The 20,335-nt window shown below is 47.5% G+C and carries 23 protein-coding genes and 1 tRNA gene; 11 read left to right on the top strand and 13 right to left on the bottom strand.

What is annotated here, in order from left to right; translation table 11 throughout:
- The first annotated feature begins 128 nt into the window (after positions 1-128).
- Positions 129-1,256: a tRNA epoxyqueuosine(34) reductase QueG gene (queG, locus tag LHL18_RS13570; protein ID WP_226767465.1), complete on the top strand. Its 1,128-nt coding sequence runs from the start codon at positions 129-131 to the stop codon at positions 1,254-1,256.
- On the opposite strand, the gene LHL18_RS13565 is transcribed toward queG, so the two are convergent.
- The 3 genes from LHL18_RS13565 to orn form a co-directional block, all read right to left on the bottom strand.
- Entirely contained in the window at positions 1,225-1,431 is a 207-nt protein-coding gene (locus LHL18_RS13565; protein WP_134057590.1) for a DUF1289 domain-containing protein, read from the bottom strand. The genes queG and LHL18_RS13565 overlap by 32 nt on opposite strands.
- 121 nt (positions 1,432-1,552) lie before the next feature.
- Positions 1,553-1,628: transfer RNA gene (locus tag LHL18_RS13560), tRNA-Gly, on the bottom strand.
- Positions 1,629-1,694: 66 nt separating this feature from the next.
- Positions 1,695-2,246: an oligoribonuclease gene (gene orn / locus LHL18_RS13555; protein ID WP_226767464.1), complete on the bottom strand. Its 552-nt coding sequence runs from the start codon at positions 2,244-2,246 to the stop codon at positions 1,695-1,697.
- Between the two features lie 111 nt (positions 2,247-2,357).
- Here orn and rsgA point away from each other — a divergent pair, with 111 nt between their 5' ends.
- From rsgA to LHL18_RS13540, 3 genes are read left to right on the top strand one after another with little or no spacing between them, the layout of a single operon-like run.
- A complete protein-coding gene (rsgA, locus tag LHL18_RS13550) occupies positions 2,358-3,392 on the top strand; it encodes a small ribosomal subunit biogenesis GTPase RsgA (RefSeq protein WP_226767463.1) in 1,035 nt (344 codons plus the stop codon).
- Between the two features lie 32 nt (positions 3,393-3,424).
- Positions 3,425-4,282, top strand: coding sequence for an archaetidylserine decarboxylase (asd, locus tag LHL18_RS13545; protein ID WP_134057596.1), 858 nt, complete (start codon positions 3,425-3,427; stop codon positions 4,280-4,282).
- Between the two features lies 1 nt (position 4,283).
- Positions 4,284-4,985 (top strand): glycerophosphodiester phosphodiesterase, encoded by a 702-nt coding sequence (locus LHL18_RS13540; RefSeq protein ID WP_226767462.1) that lies wholly within the window; start codon positions 4,284-4,286, stop codon positions 4,983-4,985.
- Between the two features lie 60 nt (positions 4,986-5,045).
- Here the strand turns inward: LHL18_RS13540 and LHL18_RS13535 are convergent, their stop codons facing one another.
- Positions 5,046-5,438: a MerC domain-containing protein gene (locus LHL18_RS13535; RefSeq protein ID WP_226767461.1), complete on the bottom strand. Its 393-nt coding sequence runs from the start codon at positions 5,436-5,438 to the stop codon at positions 5,046-5,048.
- A 172-nt stretch (positions 5,439-5,610) separates the two neighbouring features.
- On the opposite strand from LHL18_RS13535, the gene priC reads away from it, so the two are divergent.
- Entirely contained in the window at positions 5,611-5,919 is a 309-nt protein-coding gene (priC, locus tag LHL18_RS13530; protein ID WP_226767460.1) for a primosomal replication protein PriC, read from the top strand.
- 82 nt (positions 5,920-6,001) lie between these two features.
- Positions 6,002-6,253, top strand: coding sequence for a hypothetical protein (locus LHL18_RS13525; RefSeq protein WP_226767459.1), 252 nt, complete (start codon positions 6,002-6,004; stop codon positions 6,251-6,253).
- Here LHL18_RS13525 and LHL18_RS13520 read toward each other — a convergent pair whose 3' ends face one another.
- From LHL18_RS13520 to LHL18_RS13510, 3 genes are all read right to left on the bottom strand, one after another.
- A complete protein-coding gene (locus LHL18_RS13520; RefSeq protein WP_226767458.1) occupies positions 6,254-6,784 on the bottom strand; it encodes a DUF3016 domain-containing protein in 531 nt (176 codons plus the stop codon).
- Between the two features lie 223 nt (positions 6,785-7,007).
- Complete coding sequence (gene groL / locus LHL18_RS13515) at positions 7,008-8,645, bottom strand: chaperonin GroEL (protein ID WP_134057607.1); 1,638 nt, start codon at positions 8,643-8,645, stop codon at positions 7,008-7,010.
- A gap of 50 nt (positions 8,646-8,695) precedes the next feature.
- Entirely contained in the window at positions 8,696-8,986 is a 291-nt protein-coding gene (locus LHL18_RS13510) for a co-chaperone GroES (protein ID WP_134057609.1), read from the bottom strand.
- Between the two features lie 294 nt (positions 8,987-9,280).
- Between LHL18_RS13510 and LHL18_RS13505 the strand changes: the two genes are divergently transcribed.
- From LHL18_RS13505 to prmA, 5 genes are all read left to right on the top strand, one after another.
- The gene (locus LHL18_RS13505) at positions 9,281-11,050 is read left to right on the top strand and encodes a protein-disulfide reductase DsbD (RefSeq protein ID WP_226767457.1); all 1,770 of its coding nucleotides are present in this window, start codon (positions 9,281-9,283) and stop codon (positions 11,048-11,050) included.
- Positions 11,051-11,272: 222 nt separating this feature from the next.
- Positions 11,273-11,728 carry a type II 3-dehydroquinate dehydratase gene (aroQ, locus tag LHL18_RS13500; RefSeq protein ID WP_226767456.1) on the top strand — a complete coding sequence of 152 codons (456 nt, stop codon included), beginning with the start codon at positions 11,273-11,275 and terminating at the stop codon, positions 11,726-11,728.
- Between the two features lie 23 nt (positions 11,729-11,751).
- Positions 11,752-12,207 (top strand): acetyl-CoA carboxylase biotin carboxyl carrier protein, encoded by a 456-nt coding sequence (gene accB / locus LHL18_RS13495; RefSeq protein ID WP_134057615.1) that lies wholly within the window; start codon positions 11,752-11,754, stop codon positions 12,205-12,207.
- A 16-nt stretch (positions 12,208-12,223) separates the two neighbouring features.
- Entirely contained in the window at positions 12,224-13,567 is a 1,344-nt protein-coding gene (gene accC, locus LHL18_RS13490) for an acetyl-CoA carboxylase biotin carboxylase subunit (RefSeq protein ID WP_134057617.1), read from the top strand.
- Positions 13,568-13,644: 77 nt separating this feature from the next.
- On the top strand, positions 13,645-14,529 hold the full coding sequence (gene prmA, locus LHL18_RS13485) for a 50S ribosomal protein L11 methyltransferase (RefSeq protein ID WP_226767455.1): 885 nt from the start codon (positions 13,645-13,647) through the stop codon (positions 14,527-14,529).
- Positions 14,530-14,544: 15 nt separating this feature from the next.
- On the opposite strand, the gene lepB is transcribed toward prmA, so the two are convergent.
- The 6 genes from lepB to LHL18_RS13455 all read right to left on the bottom strand — a co-directional run bounded on the left by lepB (position 14,545) and on the right by LHL18_RS13455 (position 20,331).
- Positions 14,545-15,195, bottom strand: coding sequence for a signal peptidase I (gene lepB / locus LHL18_RS13480; protein ID WP_226767454.1), 651 nt, complete (start codon positions 15,193-15,195; stop codon positions 14,545-14,547).
- Positions 15,196-15,356: 161 nt separating this feature from the next.
- Positions 15,357-15,935, bottom strand: a complete 579-nt coding sequence (locus LHL18_RS13475; RefSeq protein WP_134057628.1) for an outer membrane beta-barrel protein — start codon at positions 15,933-15,935, stop codon at positions 15,357-15,359.
- Between the two features lie 251 nt (positions 15,936-16,186).
- A complete protein-coding gene (locus LHL18_RS13470; protein ID WP_226767453.1) occupies positions 16,187-18,163 on the bottom strand; it encodes a response regulator in 1,977 nt (658 codons plus the stop codon).
- On the bottom strand, positions 18,156-18,617 hold the full coding sequence (locus LHL18_RS13465; RefSeq protein WP_134057632.1) for a response regulator: 462 nt from the start codon (positions 18,615-18,617) through the stop codon (positions 18,156-18,158). Before LHL18_RS13465 ends, LHL18_RS13470 begins: the two co-directional genes overlap by 8 nt.
- 2 nt (positions 18,618-18,619) lie before the next feature.
- Positions 18,620-20,098: a sensor histidine kinase gene (locus tag LHL18_RS13460; protein WP_226767452.1), complete on the bottom strand. Its 1,479-nt coding sequence runs from the start codon at positions 20,096-20,098 to the stop codon at positions 18,620-18,622.
- A gap of 23 nt (positions 20,099-20,121) precedes the next feature.
- Positions 20,122-20,331, bottom strand: coding sequence for a histidine kinase dimerization/phospho-acceptor domain-containing protein (locus LHL18_RS13455; protein WP_134057636.1), 210 nt, complete (start codon positions 20,329-20,331; stop codon positions 20,122-20,124).
- Between the last annotated feature and the right edge of the window lie 4 nt (positions 20,332-20,335).

Genomic DNA, 20,335 nt, shown 5'->3' with positions numbered 1-20,335 from the left:
CTTCCGGGCCAGTAAAACCGCACACTGCAGCTAAGACCATCACTAAAAAAGCAAGTTCCGGCATAACTAGGCGATATCATTACAGTTATGATAAATTGTGCCGTCGTTATCAGGGGCTTTAGACATCTATGGATTACGCCGAACTGGCTGAAAAAATTAAACTCTGGGCTCAGCAGCTTGGGTTTGACCAGCTGGGCATAACAGATGTCAGCCTGCCTGACGCTGAACGTCAGTTGCAAAAGTGGCTGGACGCCGGTTACCACGGCGAAATGGACTACATGGCAAGCCATGGTATGTTGCGCGCGAGACCGGCAGAACTGGTACCGGGAACTCTGCGGGTACTAAGTGTACGGATGAATTACTTACCCAAAGGCGCCGGCTTCGCTACCAACCTCGCGGATCCATTGCAAGCTTATATCAGCCGTTATGCACTGGGGCGTGATTATCATAAGCTGATCCGCAACCGCCTGAAGCAGCTTGGTGAACGCATTAATCAGCATGTCGCCGAACTGGGATACCGGCCTTTTACCGACTCAGCACCTATTCTGGAGCGGCCGCTGGCGCAAAAAGCCGGCCTTGGCTGGATTGGTAAACACAGTTTGTTATTAAACCACGAAGCCGGTTCATGGTTTTTTCTCGGGGAGTTGCTGGTTAACCTGCCTCTACCGACAGATCAGCCGCATAACGGTGATTGCGGCAGCTGTGTCGCCTGTATTACCAGTTGCCCTACCGGCGCCATTGTAGAACCTTATGTCGTTGACGCACGGCGCTGTATTTCTTATCTGACAATAGAGTTAAAAGGCGCCATACCGGAAGAATTCAGGCCTTTGCTGGGGAACCGCATCTACGGCTGCGATGATTGCCAGCTGGTTTGCCCGGAAAACCGCCATGCCCCGCTGTCGATAGAAGGCGATTTTCAGCGCCGAAAACAGTGGCAAAGCCAGAGCCTGCTCAGCCTGTTCAACTGGCAGGAACATGAGTTTTTAAGCAACACCGAAGGCAGTGCTATCCGCCGCATTGGCTTTGAGCGCTGGCAACGTAATATTGCTGTAGCGCTTGGTAATGCACCTTACAAGCAGGAGATTATACAGGCACTTCAGGCTAAACTGGACAGTGCCAGTGAATTGGTTGCGGAGCATATTCAGTGGGCACTTAATCAGCAAAAACGTAAAAGCTGGCAAGCGGAATCACTGTTGCCCCGTAGCACAGAACGCCTGGTCAGAATTATTCAGAAGGGCTTACCACGCGACGCCTGATCATTTGCACCTCATCCCGCTGTTTCTGCCGGATTGCAGCTAACTGCACAATTTGTGCCCGGCGCGCTGCAGAGGCAGCGTGCCATTCCAGTATTTCTTGCAGCAGGCGCCCGCAGCCAATACAACAGTCTTGCTGATCAAGGCAGCAGTTTCGAATACAAGGTGAGTCAGTCATAGCAACCGATGTGTTGTGCTACATGCAGTAACTATATCGCATATAACAGTCTGCAGATGAAAAATATTCAGATAACAAAAAACCGCAGCTTGCTTACACAAGGTGCGGTTTCTGTCGAATTTGGAGCGAGTAACGAGGTTCGAACTCGTGACCTCGACCTTGGCAAGGTCGCGCTCTACCAGCTGAGCTATACTCGCATCATCAGACGTTGTTGCGTCGTGATGGCGCGCATTTTACAAAATCAGTTAGCTTATGCAAGTACTTTATTGCGGTAATTTGAAAAAATGCTGTCGATAGGTCACTAATTCAGCAATTGACTCACGAATGTCGTCTAAAGCCAGGTGACTGCCTGATTTTTGCACTTTCTTCGTTACTTCAGGGTGCCAGCGTTTTGCCAACTCTTTTACAGTACTGACATCTAAATTGCGGTAATGGAAAAACGCTTCCAGCGCAGGTGCATATTCCACCAGAAAACGTCTGTCCTGCCCAATGCTATTGCCGCACATCGGCGATTTGCCGGCAGATACATACTGGCTTAAAAATGCGATCGTCAGCTGCTCGGCTTCTGCCAGTGAAACCTTGCTGGCACGGCAACGTGCCGTCAAACCGCTTTTACCATGCTGTTCTACACACCAGGCGCTCATATTATCCAGCACCTCATCAGGCTGCTTGATAGCAAATACCGGCCCTTCCGCCAGAATATTCAGATTGCTGTCGGTCACTATCGTTGCCATTTCCAGAATAACGTCGGTTTTCGGCTCTAACCCCGTCATCTCCAGGTCAATCCAGATTAGGTTATTATCATTTACACTCATCAAAAGCCCTTACGCAGCATGCTGCTTTGTTCATTTACAGAATACAGGTATCATACACGCCCTAAGCTTAGCAGTAATAGCACCCTTTTTATCAGAGCGAAAACAGCACCAGTGACGAAGAAAAAACATCTCACCCAGCGTCAACAACAACGCATTGCTGACAATGCCAGTAAAAAGCTGCGCGTAGGCAAGAATAAAGGGGTCGAAACTGTTGATGACGCCAGCTTTAGCGCAGCAGAAGCTGGCCTGGTCATAAGCCGTTTTGGTCAGCATGCTGATGTCGAAGATGCTAATGGCGCGGTGACCCGCTGCAATATGCGCCGCTCGGTCGCGTCATTAGTCACCGGCGACAAGGTAGTCTGGCGCAGGGCATTACGGCAGACGGGTGGTGTTGATGGTGTCATTGATGCGGTAGAAGAGCGCAGCTCAGTTTTATTACGGCCAGACTTTTATGATGGCTTAAAACCCGTCGCGGCCAATATTGACCTGATGATCATTGTCTCTGCCATCTTACCCGTGCTGTCGCTGAATATTATCGACCGCTATCTGGTTGCCGCAGAAATAACCGGTATCAAGCCATTGCTGGTCATTAATAAAACGGATTTGCTCAGCGCAGAGCAAAAACATGCTGTAGAGCAACAGTTGGCACAGTATGAAAAGCTTGGCTATAGCTTTGTCATGGTAAGCGCTAAAAGCGGCGAAGGCATGCCAGAGTTACTTAATTACCTGCACAGCGGCACCAGTATCTTCGTCGGCCAGTCAGGTGTCGGCAAATCATCACTGATGAATAGCCTGATGCCGGGCCTGGAAGCACAAACCCAGGAGGTTTCGCAAAATTCAGGTCTTGGTCAGCACACGACAACTGTATCGAGACTCTATCATTTACCAGAAGGCGGCGATTTGATTGACTCCCCGGGTATCCGTGAGTTTGCGCTGTGGCATTTAACAGCTGAGGAAGTGACACGGGGGTTCGTGGAATTCACGCCCTGGCTTGGACGTTGTAAATTCAGAGACTGCAAACATATTTCTGATCCCGGCTGCGCCATTCAACATGCCGTTGAAAGCGGTGAGATCCTGCATGAACGTTACGACAGTTATCTGAAAATTCTTGCCAGTATGGCGCAAGATAAACCCAGTTACCTGTAACTTGTTTTTTGACACTTTTAATCGAGACCAAGATGGATAATTTAAAAATTACCCTGCAATACCTGATGCCAAAACACCTGATATCACGCCTGGCCGGAAAAATAGCCAGCGCCAGACTTGGCTGGTTTACCCACTTTTTAATAAATCGTTTTATCAAAGCCTACGGCATTAATATGAGCGAAGCTCAGTTTGAGCGGGCACAGGACTATGCCACATTCAACGAGTTTTTTACCCGTCCGCTAAAAGACGGTATACGCCCGCTGGCGACAGAAAGTAATGTTATTGCCCACCCTGTAGATGGCTGTATCAGTCAGCTCGGCCCTATTGTTGAAGGTAAACTGGTGCAGGCAAAAAACCATGACTACTCTTTACAGAGTTTGCTCGGCGGCGATATTGCCACTGCAGCTCCTTTTCAGAACGGCGACTTTGCGACTATTTATCTGGCGCCAAAAGATTATCATCGCATCCACATGCCGGTTAGCGGCACGCTGCGGCAAATGATCTATGTGCCAGGCGAGCTGTTTTCAGTAAACCCATTAACTGCTGAAAACGTGCCTGACTTATTTGCCCGTAACGAGCGTGTCGTAACCATTTTCGACACTGAACTGGGCCCTATGGCCTTGGTATTGGTCGGCGCAACTATAGTAGCGAGTATTGAAACAGTTTGGGCCGGTACAGTAACACCACCGGCCGGTAAAAATATATTCCGTTGGACCTACCCTGCCCATGGCAAAAATGCCATAACGCTGGAAAAAGGTGCCGAAATGGGCCGCTTTAAATTAGGTTCAACAGTAGTATTGGCATTTGCTGCTGATAAGCTATCTTTCTTAGACGACCAGAAACCAGGCTCGGTAACCCGCATGGGTGCACCTTTTGCAAAGTTGAAATAACATGCAGATCATTGCTCACCGCGGCGCCAGTGGCGAATACCCTGAAAATACCATGCTGTCAATAGAACAAGCCATAGCTCAGGGTGCCGATGCTATCGAGCTGGATGTATTCGCAGTACAGGGTGAGCTGATCGTCATTCACGACCATCATTTACAACGCACTACCAATGGTAAGGGCAGCATTTACCAGTATAGTGTTGAGCAGCTGAAGCAATTTGATGCCGGTAAGGGGGAACGCATTCCTGCTTTAGCGCAGGTTTTGCGACGCCTGCAGCAGGCTCCGCAGTGGCTCAATATTGAATTAAAGGGTTCTGATACCGTAACGCCACTACTGAGGCTACTGGACAAAGCTGAAGAAGAGTATAATTTCGACAGCAAACGGTTACTCATTTCTTCATTTAACCATCATTTACTGGCTGAAATAAAACAGTCGATGCCGAAGCTTAAGCTTGGAGCCCTTACCGCCTCGATGCCGGTTGACTACGCCAGTTTCGCGCAGAAGCTGCAGGCCTATTCAGTTAACTGCGATGTCAGCTTTATCAATCAGGCATTCGTCAACGATGCCAAAGCGCGTGGTTTAAGAGTGTATGTTTATACGGTAGATCACACAGATGACATCCAGCGTATGCAGCAATACGGGGTTGACGGAATCTTCACAAACTATCCCGGTGCCAGCCGGCAGTTTCTGGCGGCAATTAAATGAGCTTGCCGCTTAAAACTAAAAAATCCCGCCGTGGCGGGATTTTTTAGTTTAAGGCTCTGCTTAGTGATCATCTTCACAGCTGTTACAGCTGTTACAAAGCCGCATATTCATAATATGCGCCAGTACCACCAGAGTTGCACCAACCATCAGTACAGCATGCTCGTATTCATGGCCCCAGACATCTTTTTGCCAGTAAATAAAACCGCCTAGAAATAACGAGTAAAACGGATACAACTTGCGATGATAACGATGAAAACCAATAAACAGTGTGATGAAGCCCAGCACCATCGTAATCAGTAATACAATTCTCTCAAACGCATGGTTATGGCTTGCCGTTAAACCCAGTAAAGGCAACAGAGGTAAAATAACAGGCAGCATAATGCAGTGAATGGCACAAAGCGATGTCACTGTGATACCCACTTTATCAAATACGCTTCTTACTGTTGCTAACACTCTGCTTACTCTGACAGCCAACGCCGAATAAACGAGATAATATAACAAAACACTTATTAAAGGAATGGGCGAGGATAAAAATAACCTCCAGCAAAGCTGGCTGGCCGACATAAGCTGAATACCATTGCAGCTTATGGCATAATGGCGCCACTTTTTATGGCTTGGTCAATCTATGGACGCTTTATTAAATCAGCTTGATGACAACTTAAAAGAATTATACCGCAAGGCGCTGGATGCCGACGCTTTGCTCGACAACCTGCAACAACAAGGTCATGGCAAGCATCAACGTATTTTTGCTGATAACACGCTGTTTCAGGCATCGAGCAATCGCTTTATGCCCTATCTGGCCGAAACCGCAGAGCAGGTTGCGGCAATGAGACAAAGCCAGCAGTTTAACACGGCCACTTTGCAGCGCGTCGTCAAGCAGTTAAAACAGTTACACCAGACATTAACTGAATTTCGCACTGTTATAACCAAATGAAATAAACACCTCGCCTTGTTCAAAAAACGATCTAACGGAGTTTCTGCGCTACACTAATCTAAAGAGATAATTGGAGGTGCCCATGTCTGCATTAAGTAGTACGGCATTGACCAGCAATCAGATAGCCGTCAGGCCAAATCAAATACCTGAACGTACTGCAACCATGTCTGCAGTACTGACCAGTTCAACTTTACCGGCAGCACCTGACACTGACGCCGAACCACAGCGTGAAAGCGTAAGAGTAAGCAGCACTATTGGCCGGGCGGCTTCTGCCGGACAACTAAGCCGGCAGGAAGCGGTCGACATTTACCGGCAAATTGCCAGTTTACTGTAATTACTGGCTCACCTTCGGCAGGGCCTGTGCATATTGCTCTACTTTAGGTTGCAGCTCTTTGCTGAACCAGTCTTGCAGCATCTGGCGCTCGTAGCGAAATTCGTCAGAATTATTCACGGAGTTGAGCGTTTGCATAAAGCCCATATCACGCAGTTTTTCCTCTGCGCTGGCGACTTCCTCACCATGCTTGTCACGCACAACATAGCTGAATTTAATAGCCGGGGAGTAAATATCTTTCACGACACGCAGCGGATTACCCGCGCCACCGGCAAAATAGTCAACATCACCAGCCAGATCTAAATCTGTTACCGTGACTTCCCATTTATATCCTTCTGGCAGTTTATTTGCCAGCTCTGCAAAAAAACCATCAAACTTTTTCAATACCCGCTCGCGGTAAGCCTTGCGGGTATCATTAGCCGGGCGGATATCAGTAAATTTTTCCGGTTGTTGCCACTGCACAGAAACTTCACCTGCGTATGCAGTAGCAACAGTGAAGAAGCTCAAACCACATAAAAGTAGTATTTTACGCATAACTCATCTCCTGTATCTGCTGAGGCTTCACGCCTGTAACGCCTTTAGAGCCGATTCGCTGGTATAAGTTTAATGTTAGTGTCAACTATACCGCTAACAGCCGCATAACAGCTAAAGTGTTTTGTATAAAAATGTAGCCATTTTGCCGAATTACCTGTGCTGAAAAAGCAAAACCCCGGCATAAAGCCGGGGTTTATCAGTAAGTAAGCACTTACAGCAGCATTTACATCATGCCGCCCATGCCACCCATACCGCCCATATCAGGCATTGCAGGTGCATCAGCTTTTGGCAGTTCAGTTACCATAGCTTCAGTGGTAATCATCAGAGAACCCACAGAGGCAGCAAACTGCAGCGCAGAACGCGTTACTTTGGTTGGGTCCAGAATACCCATTTCCAGCATATCGCCGTACTCGCCACTTGCTGCGTTGTAACCGTAGTTACCATTACCTGATTTAACCTGGTTAACCACTACTGATGGCTCGTCACCGGCGTTATCAACAATTTGACGCAGTGGCGATTCCATTGCACGCAGGGCAATCTTGATACCGTGGTTCTGATCTTCGTTAGCACCACGCAGGTCAACTAACTTGGCCGCCACACGCACCAGAGCTACACCACCGCCAGGCACTACGCCTTCTTCAACTGCAGCTCTGGTCGCGTGCAGCGCGTCTTCTACGCGGTGTTTTTTCTCTTTCATTTCGATTTCAGTTGCCGCACCCACTTTGATAACTGCCACACCGCCAGCTAACTTGGCCAGGCGCTCTTGCAGTTTTTCTTTATCGTAGTCAGATGTTGCTTCTTCAATTTGTTGACGGATTTGCTTCACACGACCATCAATAGCGGCCTGCTCGCCTGCACCATCGATAATGGTAGTGTTATCTTTAGTGATAACCACGCGCTTCGCTGTACCTAACTCTTCCAGACCTGCTTTTTCCAGCTCCATACCGATTTCTTCAGAAATTACCGTACCGCCAGTCAGGGTAGCGATATCCTGCAGCATCGCTTTACGGCGATCACCGAAGCCCGGGGCTTTAACGGCAGAAATCTTCACGATACCGCGCATGTTGTTTACTACCAGTGTTGCTAAGGCTTCGCCTTCAACATCTTCAGCGATAATCAGTAAAGGCTTACCAGACTTGGCCACACCTTCCAATACCGGCAGTAATTCACGGATATTAGAGATCTTCTTATCAACGGTCAGAATGTATGGGTTGTCCAGTTCTACCTGGCCTGCTTCCTGGTTGTTGATGAAATACGGCGACAGGTAACCACGGTCGAACTGCATACCTTCAACCACGTCCAGCTCGTTCGCTAAACCCTGGCCTTCTTCAACTGTGATAACGCCTTCTTTACCAACTTTATCCATCGCTTTAGCAATGATCTGACCGATTTCATCGTCAGAGTTTGCAGAGATAGTACCTACCTGTGCAATGGCTTTACTGTCAGCACATGGCTGAGACAGTGCTTTTAATTCTTCAACCGCAGCAACAACAGCTTTGTCGATACCACGTTTTAAATCCATTGGGTTCATACCGGCTGCAACCGCTTTAACACCTTCGTTGATGATGTTTTGCGCTAATACTGTTGCAGTAGTGGTACCGTCACCGGCTTCGTCGTTGGCTTTAGAAGCAACTTCTTTCACCATCTGCGCGCCCATGTTCTCGAACTTATCTTCCAGCTCGATTTCTTTAGCTACAGATACACCGTCTTTAGTGATAAGTGGTGCGCCAAACGACTTGTCCAGAATCACGTTACGGCCTTTAGGGCCTAGCGTAACGCGTACTGCGTTTGCCAGAATATTTACGCCTTTCAGCATTTTGTTGCGGGCTTCATCGCCAAAACGTACGTCTTTTGCTGCCATTTTTCTAATCCTTCAATTCAGTTAATGCTAAATACAGTTCGCAGTTGGAATTAGTCCAGAATCACACCCAGGATATTTTCCTCTTTGGTGATCACATATTCCTGACCATCAATTTTCTCGGTGCGCTCTACATAGGCGCCGAACAGTACTTTGTCGCCAACTTTTACATCTAACGGTTTAACATCACCGTTATCCAGAACACGGCCATTGCCAACTGCGACCACTTCACCGCGGGTAGATTTTTCCGCCGAAGCGCCAGTTAAGACGATGCCACCAGCTGATTTACTCTCAGCTTCTAAACGTTTGATGATGACACGATCATGTAATGGACGAATATTCATGCTCTATCTCCTAAAGCTATTTTTTGTGTTTTAACATGGGTGTTAAATTGTCTGCTCGGTATATGGGGCACACGGAAAAAAAATCCAAGGGGGTATGGCAAAATTTCTTAGCCTCAACGCACACAAACAACTTATATTTGCCGAAGCTGAAATAATCCATAGTAGTAACAGGTCTGTGCTTAGGTGCAAAATGTCGCACCAACTGAACAAATCAAGGTTTGTCGCTGTATAACACAGCACCAATAGTGCTAGGCTGACGCCGCGCCGTATTGTCAATTGAGGAAGTATAGGCTGATGTACAAACTATTTTTTCTACCCTTTATGCTGTGGTGCTTATTGCTACCCCAGGCTCAGGCACAGCAGAACTCAGTGCTCGATAGCCTGTTAAAACCTGCTGACAGCTTTTTGCCAGTTGAGCAGGCTTTTGTATTTGACTTTGTTCAGCAACAAGATGAACTGGTTGTCAGCTGGACCATAGCCGATGGTTATTACCTATACAAAGATAAAATTAAACTGGGCGGCATAGCGGTAAGTTTTTCACACCCGAGCTACCCGGCCAGCATGCAGATAGAAGACGAGTATTTTGGCGTCAGCGAGGTGTATTTTCATCAATTGACTCTGCGTATTCCACTGACCGATATCAGCGACGACGCAGTATTTAAAATTCAGTATATGGGCTGTGCAGAAGCGGGCTTGTGCTACCCACCGGTAACCAAAGAGCTGCCGCTACTATCAAATAAAAACGCCAAACAAAATGATACGGCCCCCGTCCCGAACGATAACAATGTACCGGTATCCAGTCAGAATAGCCTGGCTGAAACCCTGACCGACGGTGCCAGCCTGGCTACGCTGGCCGGCTTTTTTCTGTTAGGTATTGGCCTGGCTTTTACACCCTGTGTATTTCCAATGTACCCGATCTTAACCAGTATTATTGTTGGTCAAGGCAGTCAGTTATCCAATAAGCGTGCCTTTACGCTGTCATTATCTTACGTACAGGGTATGGCAGTCACGTATTCATTATTAGGCTTAGTCGTCGCCAGCCTCGGCGTAAAATTTCAGGCTTATATGCAGCATCCGGCAGTGTTGATTGTTGCCAGCATTATCTTTGTTCTGCTGGCATTGTCTATGTTTGGCATATTTAACCTCAGCCTGCCGTCCAGTTGGCAGGAAAAAGTCAGTAACGTTAGCAATAAACAACAGGGCGGCTCACTTAAAGGCGCCTTTACTATGGGCGCGTTATCCGGCCTTATCGCGTCCCCGTGCACGACCGCGCCACTTTCTGCGGCGCTGTTATATGTGGCACAAAGTGGCGACTTACTGTTAGGTGCTATTACGTTATATATTCTAAGCCTGGGTATGGGCCTGCCTTTGTTATTACTTGGCAGCTCTGGCGGTAAACTTCTACCCAAAGCCGGTAACTGGATGAATGCAGTAAAAACCACTTTCGGCTTCCTGTTATTAGCGGTGCCACTGCTATTGCTCGATCGCATCGTAGATTTTAACTACGTGCTGCTTGCTGGCTCAGCATTACTGCTGGCCTTTGTAGTCTATCTGTTCCGGGTGGTATTCAGCTTACAACAGCCAACCGCTAAAGCGGTGATATTAGTGCTGGGCCAGTTGCTGTTATTTGCTGGTTTGTATTTCAATATCACACATTGGTGGCCAGCAACGGCTCCTGCAGCCAGCGCCACTATTGCCACAGAAAAGAAGGGATTTGACACTGTCACCACGCTGGAAGATTTACAACAGCGCGTTGCCCAAAACAATGGGCAATACACGCTGGTCGATTTATATGCCGACTGGTGTATTGCGTGTAAGGAATTTGAACATTTGACCTTCCCGAAGCCGCAGGTACAGGAACAGATGCAGAAAATGCAGCTGCTTAAAGTCGATGTAACCAGGATGACTCGCAAGGACCAGGCACTGCTGGATCACTACCGTGTTTTAGGCCTGCCTACCCTATTGGTGTTTACTCCAGAAGGTGAAGAGCTCACTCAGGCCCGCATCACCGGCTTTATGAACGCCGATGACTTCTCTAAACACCTGCAACAAGTTCAACAATAACCCGCAAAAGCGGCGCTAGCTGTCAGCGCCGCTTACTCTCACCAGCACTCTGGCTGATAAGACCAGTATTTTGCTGCCATTTGTCACGATTTCACTATAATAAGGCGCTATTGTTAAGCCAACGGCTCTGCTTACGAGATAAATTCGTCAAACAGATGCAATTGCACCTTAGCTTTGGCAAGATAGTGCCGGATCACAACAATTAGCGGGAATAACGCACAAATGGCGGCAACTTATCGGATTTTAGTCTTAAATGGCCCCAACCTGAATATGCTCGGCGTACGTGAACCGGCAGTTTATGGTTCTGCCACCTTGCAGGATATTATTACCGACCTGACGGAACAGGCAGCGGCAAAAAGTGTCGAACTGACACATTTACAATCAAATGCCGAACACGAATTGGTGACAGCCATTCAACAAAGCCTGGGACAACAGGATTATATTCTGATTAATCCCGGTGCTTTTACCCACACCAGTGTAGCTATTCGCGATGCCCTGCTGGCAGTGGCAATACCCTTTATTGAAGTGCATTTATCTAATGTGCACGCGCGCGAAAGTTTTCGCCGGCATTCATATTTATCTGATATCGCCAGAGGAGTGATCTGTGGTCTTGGCGACAGAGGTTATCAATACGCCCTTGATGCGGCGGTATCAGCATTACAAACAACCAAACAGTAATAACTCAATCAGGCTAAAAAGACATGGATATTAGAAAGATTAAAAAATTGATCGAACTTTTAGAAGAATCAGGTATTTCTGAGCTTGAAATCACTGAAGGTGAAGAATCAGTACGTATCAGCCGTAATGGTCCGGTACAGCAATTTGCACCAATGCAGCACTATGCACCTGCGCCACAACACGCCGCTCCGGTTGCTGCACCTGCAGCTGCTGCTCCGGCAGTTGAAGCTCCTAAGGCCATTAGCGGCCATGTAGTGAAATCACCTATGGTAGGTTCGTTCTACCGTGCCGCATCGCCAACTGCGAAAGCTTTCGTAGAAGTAGGCCAGAGCGTCAAGGTTGGCGATACGCTATGTATCGTTGAGGCGATGAAAATGATGAACCAGATCCAGTCTGACAAAGCAGGCGTGGTAAAAGAAATTCTGGTAGAAAACGGCGAGGCGGTTGAATTCGACCAGCCACTGTTTGTGATTGAATAACGCAAAAGGCAGACTGATGCTAGAAAAAGTACTGATTGCCAACCGCGGCGAAATTGCACTGCGTATTTTACGCGCCTGCAAAGAGCTGGGTATCAAAACGGTTGCGGTGCACTCCACCGTAGACCGTAATCTTAAGCACGTATTGCTGGCCGACGAAACCATTTGTATCGGCCCTGCACCCTCACCACAAAGCTATTTGAACATTCCAGCGCTGATTGCCGCCGCTGAAGTCACCAACGCTCAGGCGATCCATCCGGGTTATGGCTTCTTAGCCGAGCGTGCTGACTTCGCCCAACAGGTAGAGGAAAGTGGTTTGATTTTTATCGGCCCGCATCCGGAATCTATCCGCCTGATGGGTGATAAAGTGTCAGCCATTGAAGCGATGAAGAAAGCCGGTGTGCCCTGTGTGCCGGGCTCTGATGGTGCTGTCGGTGATGATGCCGATACCAATAAAGCTATCGCGAAACGCATCGGTTACCCGATTATCGTCAAAGCTGCCGGTGGCGGTGGTGGTCGTGGTATGCGGGTGGTACGTAACGAAGAAGAGCTGGTAAGTTCTATCGAAATGACCAAAGCTGAAGCGAAAGCTGCCTTTGGTAACGACATGGTGTATATGGAAAAATTCCTGGAAAACCCACGTCATATCGAAATTCAGGTATTAGCGGACGGCCAGGGCAATGCCATTCATTTAGGTGAACGTGACTGCTCAATGCAGCGTCGTCACCAGAAAGTGGTTGAAGAAGCACCTGCGCCGGGTATTACCCCAGAGCTGCGTGCTTTTATCGGCGGCCGTTGTGTTGATGCCTGTAAAGTGATGAACTACCGAGGTGCCGGCACCTTTGAGTTTCTGTTTGAAAACGGCGAGTTTTTCTTTATCGAGATGAACACCCGTATTCAGGTAGAGCATCCGGTTACTGAAATGATCAGCGGCGTCGACCTGATTAAAGAGCAGTTGCGTGTCGCGTCAGGTATGCCGCTGACCATTAAGCAGGAAGATATTGTAATTCGCGGTCATGCCGTCGAGTGCCGTATCAATGCGGAAGATCCGAAGACCTTTATGCCGTCACCGGGTAAAATTACCCGCTTCCATCCACCAGGTGGTAATGGCATTCGCTGGGACTCGCATATTTATGCCGATTACAGCGTACCGCCAAACTACGATTCAATGGTGGGTAAACTGATCACTTATGGTGAAACCCGTGATATCGCCATCGCTCGTATGCGTAATGCACTGGACGAATTATTGGTTGAAGGTATTAAAACCAATATTCCGTTGCACAAAGACATTATGCGTGACGAAGGCTTCTGTAAAGGTGGGACTAATATCCATTATCTGGAAAAGAAACTGGGTATTAAGTAATTCTTCGTGTTTACAGATTAAGGGCCGCTTTTGCGGCCTTTTTGCTATAATGCGCAAAATTTTGAGCGAGACTGATTATGCCCTGGATCCAACTGCGAGTGACCACCACTGAAGAAAAAGCCGAGCAGGTTAGCGATATGCTGATGGGCTGGGGTGCACAAGCCGTGAGCTTTCTCGACGCGCATGACACCCCTATTTATGAGCCGATGCCAGGTGAAGTCATTTACTGGACCAACACTGTGGTGGTAGGGCTGTTTGACGCCGAACATCCAATGGACAAAGTGGTGAATCAGCTGAAGCAGGTATCGTTCTTTAAAGGCGAACCTGACTTCAAGCTGGAGCAGTTAGAAGATAAAGATTGGGAACGCGAGTGGATGGATAACTTCCATCCGATTAAGTTTGGCAAGCGGCTATGGGTTTGCCCAAGCTGGCGCGATATTCCAGACCCGACAGCGGTCAATGTTATGCTTGACCCTGGTCTGGCGTTTGGTACCGGCACCCACCCGACTACTGCCCTGTGTATGCAGTGGTTAGATGCCACCATTCAGCCGGAGCAAACGGTAGTCGATTTTGGCTGCGGCTCTGGCATTTTAGGTATTGCTGCGCTTAAGCTTGGTGCCAAACGGGTGATAGGTGTGGATATCGATCCGCAGGCAATTGAAGCAAGCACAGCCAATGCCAAACGTAATAGTGTTGAAGGCGAGATTGAACTTTACCTACCCAAAGATCAGCCAAAAGATTTTCAGGCTGATGTTGTATTAGCCAACATTTTGGCCGGCCCGTTAGCTGAGCTGAAAGACGTTATCAGTGCTTATGTTAAACCCGGTGGTCTGTTAGCACTGTCTGGTATTTTAGAAAGTCAGGCACAGTCGGTCATGGCGGCTTACAGCGATGAGTTTAGCTTTGACCCCATCGCTGTGCAGGATGAATGGGTACGTTTAAGCGCAAGGAAGCACGGCTAAGCCGTGCTTTTTCTGTTATAACGCAGCCAGAAAGCGCTCGCTGCGGGGCAAAAAATAGTTGTCGTAATCAAGCGAAAACAATACTGTGCTGGCGCGGCCAACAATTTCACCGCGTGGCACAAAACCAATCACACGCGAATCGGCGCTGTTATCGCGATTATCACCCAGCACCAAATAATGGTCCTTGGGTACAGTAACGGCAGCGAAGCTGTCACGTCCGGTTGAAAATGGTGCTAATTTCACCTGATGCTTTATGGCGTCCAGTTGCTCAGAGAGGACTTTGCTACTATCTGCCGCTTCATCCACAGCAATATAGCTTAGTGGTTGTCCGTTAATACTCAGCACATTATTGTGCATGGCTACAACATCTCCAGGTATCCCGATAACCCGCTTTACCAGACGATTATCCGCCACCTCTGAGATAAAAATAACGATATCACCGCGCTTAGGATCGACACGTTTAATTAATGAAGTGGTGGTAAAAGGCAGCCGTATATCATAAGCCATCTTATTCACCAGTAAGCGATCACCTATCTGAATCGTAGGCTGCATGGAACCCGACGGCACATCGTTCCAATCAGCAACCGCACTTCGAAAGACAAACATCAGACTTAAAAATACAATAACACCGCGGTTGTCCCGCCATAGTTGCGCTAATTTATTCATTCCGTTTACTCCGCTCCGCCTTGGGCTAACAGGCATAAGACCTGCTTCAGCGGCCAAAGTTCGGCTTGCACGGCACGGAATATTCGCACTATTTTTGATGTATAACGAGTGGCACTGCCGGCAGCACGAAGCGCCGGCGTTATAGAGAAAGAGACAACAAATCAGAACGTATACTGGATACCTAAGCTGGCGTAGTCGACTTTAGTGTCGAAGTTATCAATTTCAGCCAGAATGCCTATTTCATCGCGGTCAAACTCAACATCGAAACGAGTGTAATCCAGACGCAAGTCTAAATTCTCCGTCAGCGCAAACGAGACACCAACACCGTAGAAAATATCTGAACCGTCAACATCATCATTGTCATCGGTCGCATTAATATCAGCTTTCCACCAGATATTACCGCCCTGAGCATACACAGTGAAACGATCTGACACCGGTAAACCAGCTTTCAGCGCTAAGGTGTAGCCGTCTAAATCCGTGTTAAATACGCTGTTACCATAATTACCAAAATCGATATAGCCACCCTCTAACGAGATAGCCTGATTAAATTGGGCGCCAGCAAAGATGCGGGTAGCATTGTCTTCGCGATCAAAATCTTCGTCGTCACCATCAACATTTAGCAAACCATAGCCAGCGCCGACATAAATACCCATATGGTCAATATCATCACCCGGAGCAGCATGAGCAGAGGAAAGGAAAAGCGCAGAAACCGTTAATGCAGCCAGATAAGATTTTTTCATTGTAGCCTCCATAAAATGCACAAGATAACTAACAGCCTGTTGGCTTGAAGTCAGTTACCTTATTACAAGCTTTATGCCAGCGATGAGGATGGAAATAATTTAAATATTTTCAAAAACTTAAAAGCATATTATGCAGGATGCGACTAATGCCGTGGCGTTAACACAGTGTAATACCAACATAGCAGTGGGAATTATTTACATCGCCCAAACTGAATAAACTGCTCAGAGACCTTCATTTAACTGACTAAAAATCAACGGCATGTGGCCACAATTTGACTCAGTGTTTGTTTGCTCAACGGCTTTACAACGCTTTGCTGCACTATAGCGCTGGACGATACAGCCGGTTCATAATCGTGGCCACTGACAATAATGACAACATTCTCAGGATAGCTATGCTCTATACGTTCAACCAGTTGCAAGCCGTTGCAATCGGGCAGGCCCATATCCAGCAAAATGCGGTCAAAGTGATGATGCAATGCTAGCAGCTGCATACACTCTTCCGCACTTTGCGCCAAGGTTACATTAACGCCAAGGTTCTGCAGCAGTATCTGCATCAGTTGAGCAGCTTCAGCATCATCTTCAACGACCAGAAAATGCAATGGTTTATCTTCAGATACCGCGGTAGAAGCAGATAGTGCAGGGCTCGTTAAATACGAGCGTAACATGCGATAAAGCTGATGCTTTGTTACTGGCTTCGACAATACATCATTAAAACCCAGACCCGCGAGCTGCTGCTTAATGCCTTTTGCCATAGCAGCTGTTAGCGCCACAATCGGATACTGATAGCCAAGCTTGCGAATCACGGTTGTTGCCTCGCGCCCGTCAATATCCGGCATATGTAAGTCCATCAGGATCAAGCTATAACTGCTTCCTGTTTCCTGCTTGCGTTTTACTTTCTCAATAGCCTCAGAACCGTTCTCTGCCAAATCAACGCTAGCTCCGGTCGCACTTACCCAGTAACTGGCAAGCTTACGTAAGTCTTCCAGGTCGTCGACAATCAGTACTTCGCCTGCCAGCGTCAATTTATCCTGTCTGCTACCGCTGTCTATAAGCTGTTGCTCCGGATTAAAATAACATCTCTGCGTATCACTGATATCGCCCGGGTCGACGCAAAACGTAAAGACACTGCCTTTTTGCTCTTCAGAGACAACATCTATGCTGCCGCCCATCCGCTGGATCAGCTCTGCAGAAATGGCTAAACCTAAGCCTGCACCGCCTTTTTTCCTTGTCAGGTAATCCTCGACTTGCATAAAGGGGGCAAAAATGTCTTTTAGCTGCCCGGTGGGAATACCGACGCCGGTATCGGTGACTCGGAAATATAGCATTTCTCTGTTGCTTTCCTGCTGCACCCATAAGTCAACCGTAATGCCGCCACTTTCAGTAAATTTAATCGCGTTATAAATCAGGTTTATCAGTACTTGTCGCAGCCGGGTACCATCAACCGTTATCAGAACCGGTAAAGTGGTTAATGAGTTGACAGTCAGCGTTAAGCCATTATCGACCGCCGTTACTTTAAGTAGGGTATAGATATCAAGTAAGACATGCCGTAAACTGGTTGGCTCTGGTCGCAGTTCCAGTTTATTAGCGGTTATTTTAGACAGGTCCAGCACATCGTTTAGCAAACTCAGCAGATGCTTGCCATTGCTCAGAATAATATTTAGCTCTGGTCTGGCGTCCTTTGCTGTATCCGACTCCAGTAGTAACTCGGTATAACCCAGTATTGAAGATAGCGGCGTTCTGAGCTCATGGCTCAGGTGGGCCAGAAAACGGTCTTTTGATCTGTTATCGGCTTCAAGCTGCATCCGATTCATACGTTCAAGTTCAAACTCGCGTCTGCTCAACGCATAGCGTATTGCCCTGGCAAACCGCGCTTCTGTCAGTTCACTTTTTACCAGAAAGTCTGCAGCACCGTACTCTAGAGCCTGCAGGTCAAGCTGCTTGTCTGGCTGACCGGTAAGCATAATGATTGGTGTTGATATATCAGCATCAAAGGCTTGCTTTAATAAAGACAAGCCTGTTTCGGCCCCCAGTTGATAGTCCAGCAAGCACACATCAAAGTAGCCTTCGGTTAGCTTGCGCAAACCGTCAGCTGAATTGGTAACCCATGTCAGCTGGCAGTCTAGTGACACTAAATCATCAAGATGGCTTCGGGTAATTATGTAGTCATCTTCATCATCCTCAACTAACAGGATGTTGGCACGGACAATCGGCTTTAATAACTCAGTCATCGTCTTGTTCTGGTAACTCGACAAATTCAACCCAGTACTTGCCCAAAGTGCGCATCAGCTCAACCAGGCCGTCAAAGTTAACCGGCTTAGTAATGTAAGACGCCGCGCCCAGATTATAACCCCTTACCATATCTTCTTCTTGCTTAGAGGTAGTCAATATAACCACCGGAATACCACGTAAATTCTCGTCATCTTTAATCGCACGTAACGCTTCCCTGCCGTCCATACGTGGCATATTTAAATCAAGCAGAATTAAACTTGGCCGGGGGCATGGTGCACCGATAGCATATTTGCCCTGCTTACGCAGATACTCCAGCAGTTCGACACCGTCTTCAACACAATACAGTGAGTTAAGCACCCGGCTTTCGCGCAGCGCATCCTGTGTTAACAAACGATCGTCTTCGTCATCATCCGCCATCAGGATAGTAATGGGGCGGGCTTTAGTCAGTGGCATATTTAGTCTCCTTTGCTGCCAAATGGTGTGGCATCGGCAGGCAAAATTAAAGTGAAGGTGGCGCCGGTACCCGGTTCACCTGATGCGTAAATCAACCCACGATGGCGCTCAACTATGCGCCGGCACACCGCCAGGCCAATTCCGGTCCCCTTGTATTCTGAGCGTCCATGCAAACGCTGAAACGGTGTAAAAATCTTTTCAGCATATTCCTCCGCAAAGCCAATACCGTTGTCTTTAAATTCTATATGATACCAATTGTCGCAGATGGCTTGTTGCATAATGTTTGGCTCGTGACTAGCCACAGTAATACTAATAACCGGTGCGGTGTCCGGTTTGCGAAACTTAATCGCATTTGACAGCAAATTAAGAAACAATTGATGAAGTTGGCTATTATCCGCCTGAATAACGGGCAAATTATCGGTATTTACCTCAGCACCGCTTTCCTGCATAGCGATTTCTAAATCATCCAATGCTTCGTTAACGACATCAGTCAGGTTTGTGTCAGCAAAGTCTCTGCCGCGGGTATTGATACGGGAGAAATCCAATAGGTCATTAATCAGCAATGACATTCTGTTGGCTGCATTGCGCATCCGTTTCAGATAATCCAACCCCTTTTCACCTAAATCCTGACTGAACGACGATTCCAACCTGTCACCAAATGCCTGAATTTTTCTAAGTGGTTCCTGCAAATCATGCGATGCAACAAAGGCAAAGTCTTCAAGTTCTCTGTTACTTCTGCTTAATTCCTCTGAATACAGGCGTAGTTCCTGGGTGCGTTCCTCTACTTTAACCGTCAGGGTTTCATTTTGCTGTTCCAGCGCATCCAGATATTTACGCTCTTTTCTGACACTTATTGAAGATAACACCAGCATCAATATCACCAGCACACTGCTTAACACACCAGATAGAATAAAATTCAGCAGCGCGTCTTTTCGACCTTTCGACAGGCGCTTAAACAAGTTCTCACGATAGGACTTTTCAGTTTGACCTGCAACTTCAAATAAAGCACGCAGCTCCATATAGATATTCTGTCCGCGATCTGTTTTTAGCAATCTAAGCGCCAGTATTTCTTTATCTTGTCGTGCCAATTCTACCGTTTCTGTCAGTTCTGCTATTTTGGCCTCACTGAGCCGGATTATCTCGTTGATGCGCAGCTGCTGCTCAGGCATCTCAGACGCTATAGTTTTAACATCTGCAACCTGTGCCCTTACCTGCTTTAATGCGTCCTGATAAGGCTCAAGATATAATTCGTCGTCAGTTAATAAGTATCCCCGCTGACCAGACTCGGCAGACAATACGGACAAATGTAAGTTGTTTAGCTTGGTGATAATGTCGCCGGTGTTGGTCAGGCTGGTTTGCGTACTACTTAGCTCTTTAATTGAACTAACAGCAAGATAACCATTGAAAGCAATCAGACACATCATGACAGCCCCCAACAAAAACCAGCTGGCACGCGCACTATCGAACACACGTTTTGGCATCTATTAATTCCTTAGTTGGGGTATCATGGCGAGGTATCTAACAGGCTTTGCAGTAAATGACTACAGTCCTGACAGGACTGCAGTATTTTATCCACCGCCTCTATCGCTTTCTCTGGTGGTAAATTATTTTCCAGCACCAACTTGATGAGTTCAGCCTGCATTGAGATTCGGTTTAACGGCTTACGGATATCATGGATTTGTTGTGCTAACTTTTCCGGCGTGATGTCGGCCATCCGT

The organism is Rheinheimera aquimaris (assembly GCF_020531985.1).
Taxonomy (GTDB): domain Bacteria; phylum Pseudomonadota; class Gammaproteobacteria; order Enterobacterales; family Alteromonadaceae; genus Alishewanella; species Alishewanella aquimaris.
Note: the sequence above shows the minus strand (reverse complement) of the source record. Positions and strands in the feature narration are given on the sequence as shown.

What these genes read in the sequence shown, in the direction of transcription:
- queG (WP_226767465.1), top strand. Translation starts at nt 129, where the DNA reads ATGGATTACGCCGAACTGGCTGAAAAAATTAAACTCTGGGCTCAGCAG.
- LHL18_RS13565 (WP_134057590.1), bottom strand. Translation starts at nt 1,431, where the DNA reads ATGACTGACTCACCTTGTATTCGAAACTGCTGCCTTGATCAGCAAGAC.
- orn (WP_226767464.1), bottom strand. Translation starts at nt 2,246, where the DNA reads ATGAGTGTAAATGATAATAACCTAATCTGGATTGACCTGGAGATGACG.
- asd (WP_134057596.1), top strand. Translation starts at nt 3,425, where the DNA reads ATGGATAATTTAAAAATTACCCTGCAATACCTGATGCCAAAACACCTG.
- LHL18_RS13540 (WP_226767462.1), top strand. Translation starts at nt 4,284, where the DNA reads ATGCAGATCATTGCTCACCGCGGCGCCAGTGGCGAATACCCTGAAAAT.
- priC (WP_226767460.1), top strand. Translation starts at nt 5,611, where the DNA reads ATGGACGCTTTATTAAATCAGCTTGATGACAACTTAAAAGAATTATAC.
- LHL18_RS13525 (WP_226767459.1), top strand. Translation starts at nt 6,002, where the DNA reads ATGTCTGCATTAAGTAGTACGGCATTGACCAGCAATCAGATAGCCGTC.
- LHL18_RS13520 (WP_226767458.1), bottom strand. Translation starts at nt 6,784, where the DNA reads ATGCGTAAAATACTACTTTTATGTGGTTTGAGCTTCTTCACTGTTGCT.
- groL (WP_134057607.1), bottom strand. Translation starts at nt 8,645, where the DNA reads ATGGCAGCAAAAGACGTACGTTTTGGCGATGAAGCCCGCAACAAAATG.
- LHL18_RS13510 (WP_134057609.1), bottom strand. Translation starts at nt 8,986, where the DNA reads ATGAATATTCGTCCATTACATGATCGTGTCATCATCAAACGTTTAGAA.
- LHL18_RS13505 (WP_226767457.1), top strand. Translation starts at nt 9,281, where the DNA reads ATGTACAAACTATTTTTTCTACCCTTTATGCTGTGGTGCTTATTGCTA.
- aroQ (WP_226767456.1), top strand. Translation starts at nt 11,273, where the DNA reads ATGGCGGCAACTTATCGGATTTTAGTCTTAAATGGCCCCAACCTGAAT.
- accB (WP_134057615.1), top strand. Translation starts at nt 11,752, where the DNA reads ATGGATATTAGAAAGATTAAAAAATTGATCGAACTTTTAGAAGAATCA.
- accC (WP_134057617.1), top strand. Translation starts at nt 12,224, where the DNA reads ATGCTAGAAAAAGTACTGATTGCCAACCGCGGCGAAATTGCACTGCGT.
- prmA (WP_226767455.1), top strand. Translation starts at nt 13,645, where the DNA reads ATGCCCTGGATCCAACTGCGAGTGACCACCACTGAAGAAAAAGCCGAG.
- lepB (WP_226767454.1), bottom strand. Translation starts at nt 15,195, where the DNA reads ATGAATAAATTAGCGCAACTATGGCGGGACAACCGCGGTGTTATTGTA.
- LHL18_RS13475 (WP_134057628.1), bottom strand. Translation starts at nt 15,935, where the DNA reads ATGAAAAAATCTTATCTGGCTGCATTAACGGTTTCTGCGCTTTTCCTT.
- LHL18_RS13470 (WP_226767453.1), bottom strand. Translation starts at nt 18,163, where the DNA reads ATGACTGAGTTATTAAAGCCGATTGTCCGTGCCAACATCCTGTTAGTT.
- LHL18_RS13465 (WP_134057632.1), bottom strand. Translation starts at nt 18,617, where the DNA reads ATGCCACTGACTAAAGCCCGCCCCATTACTATCCTGATGGCGGATGAT.
- LHL18_RS13460 (WP_226767452.1), bottom strand. Translation starts at nt 20,098, where the DNA reads ATGCCAAAACGTGTGTTCGATAGTGCGCGTGCCAGCTGGTTTTTGTTG.
- LHL18_RS13455 (WP_134057636.1), bottom strand. Translation starts at nt 20,331, where the DNA reads ATGGCCGACATCACGCCGGAAAAGTTAGCACAACAAATCCATGATATC.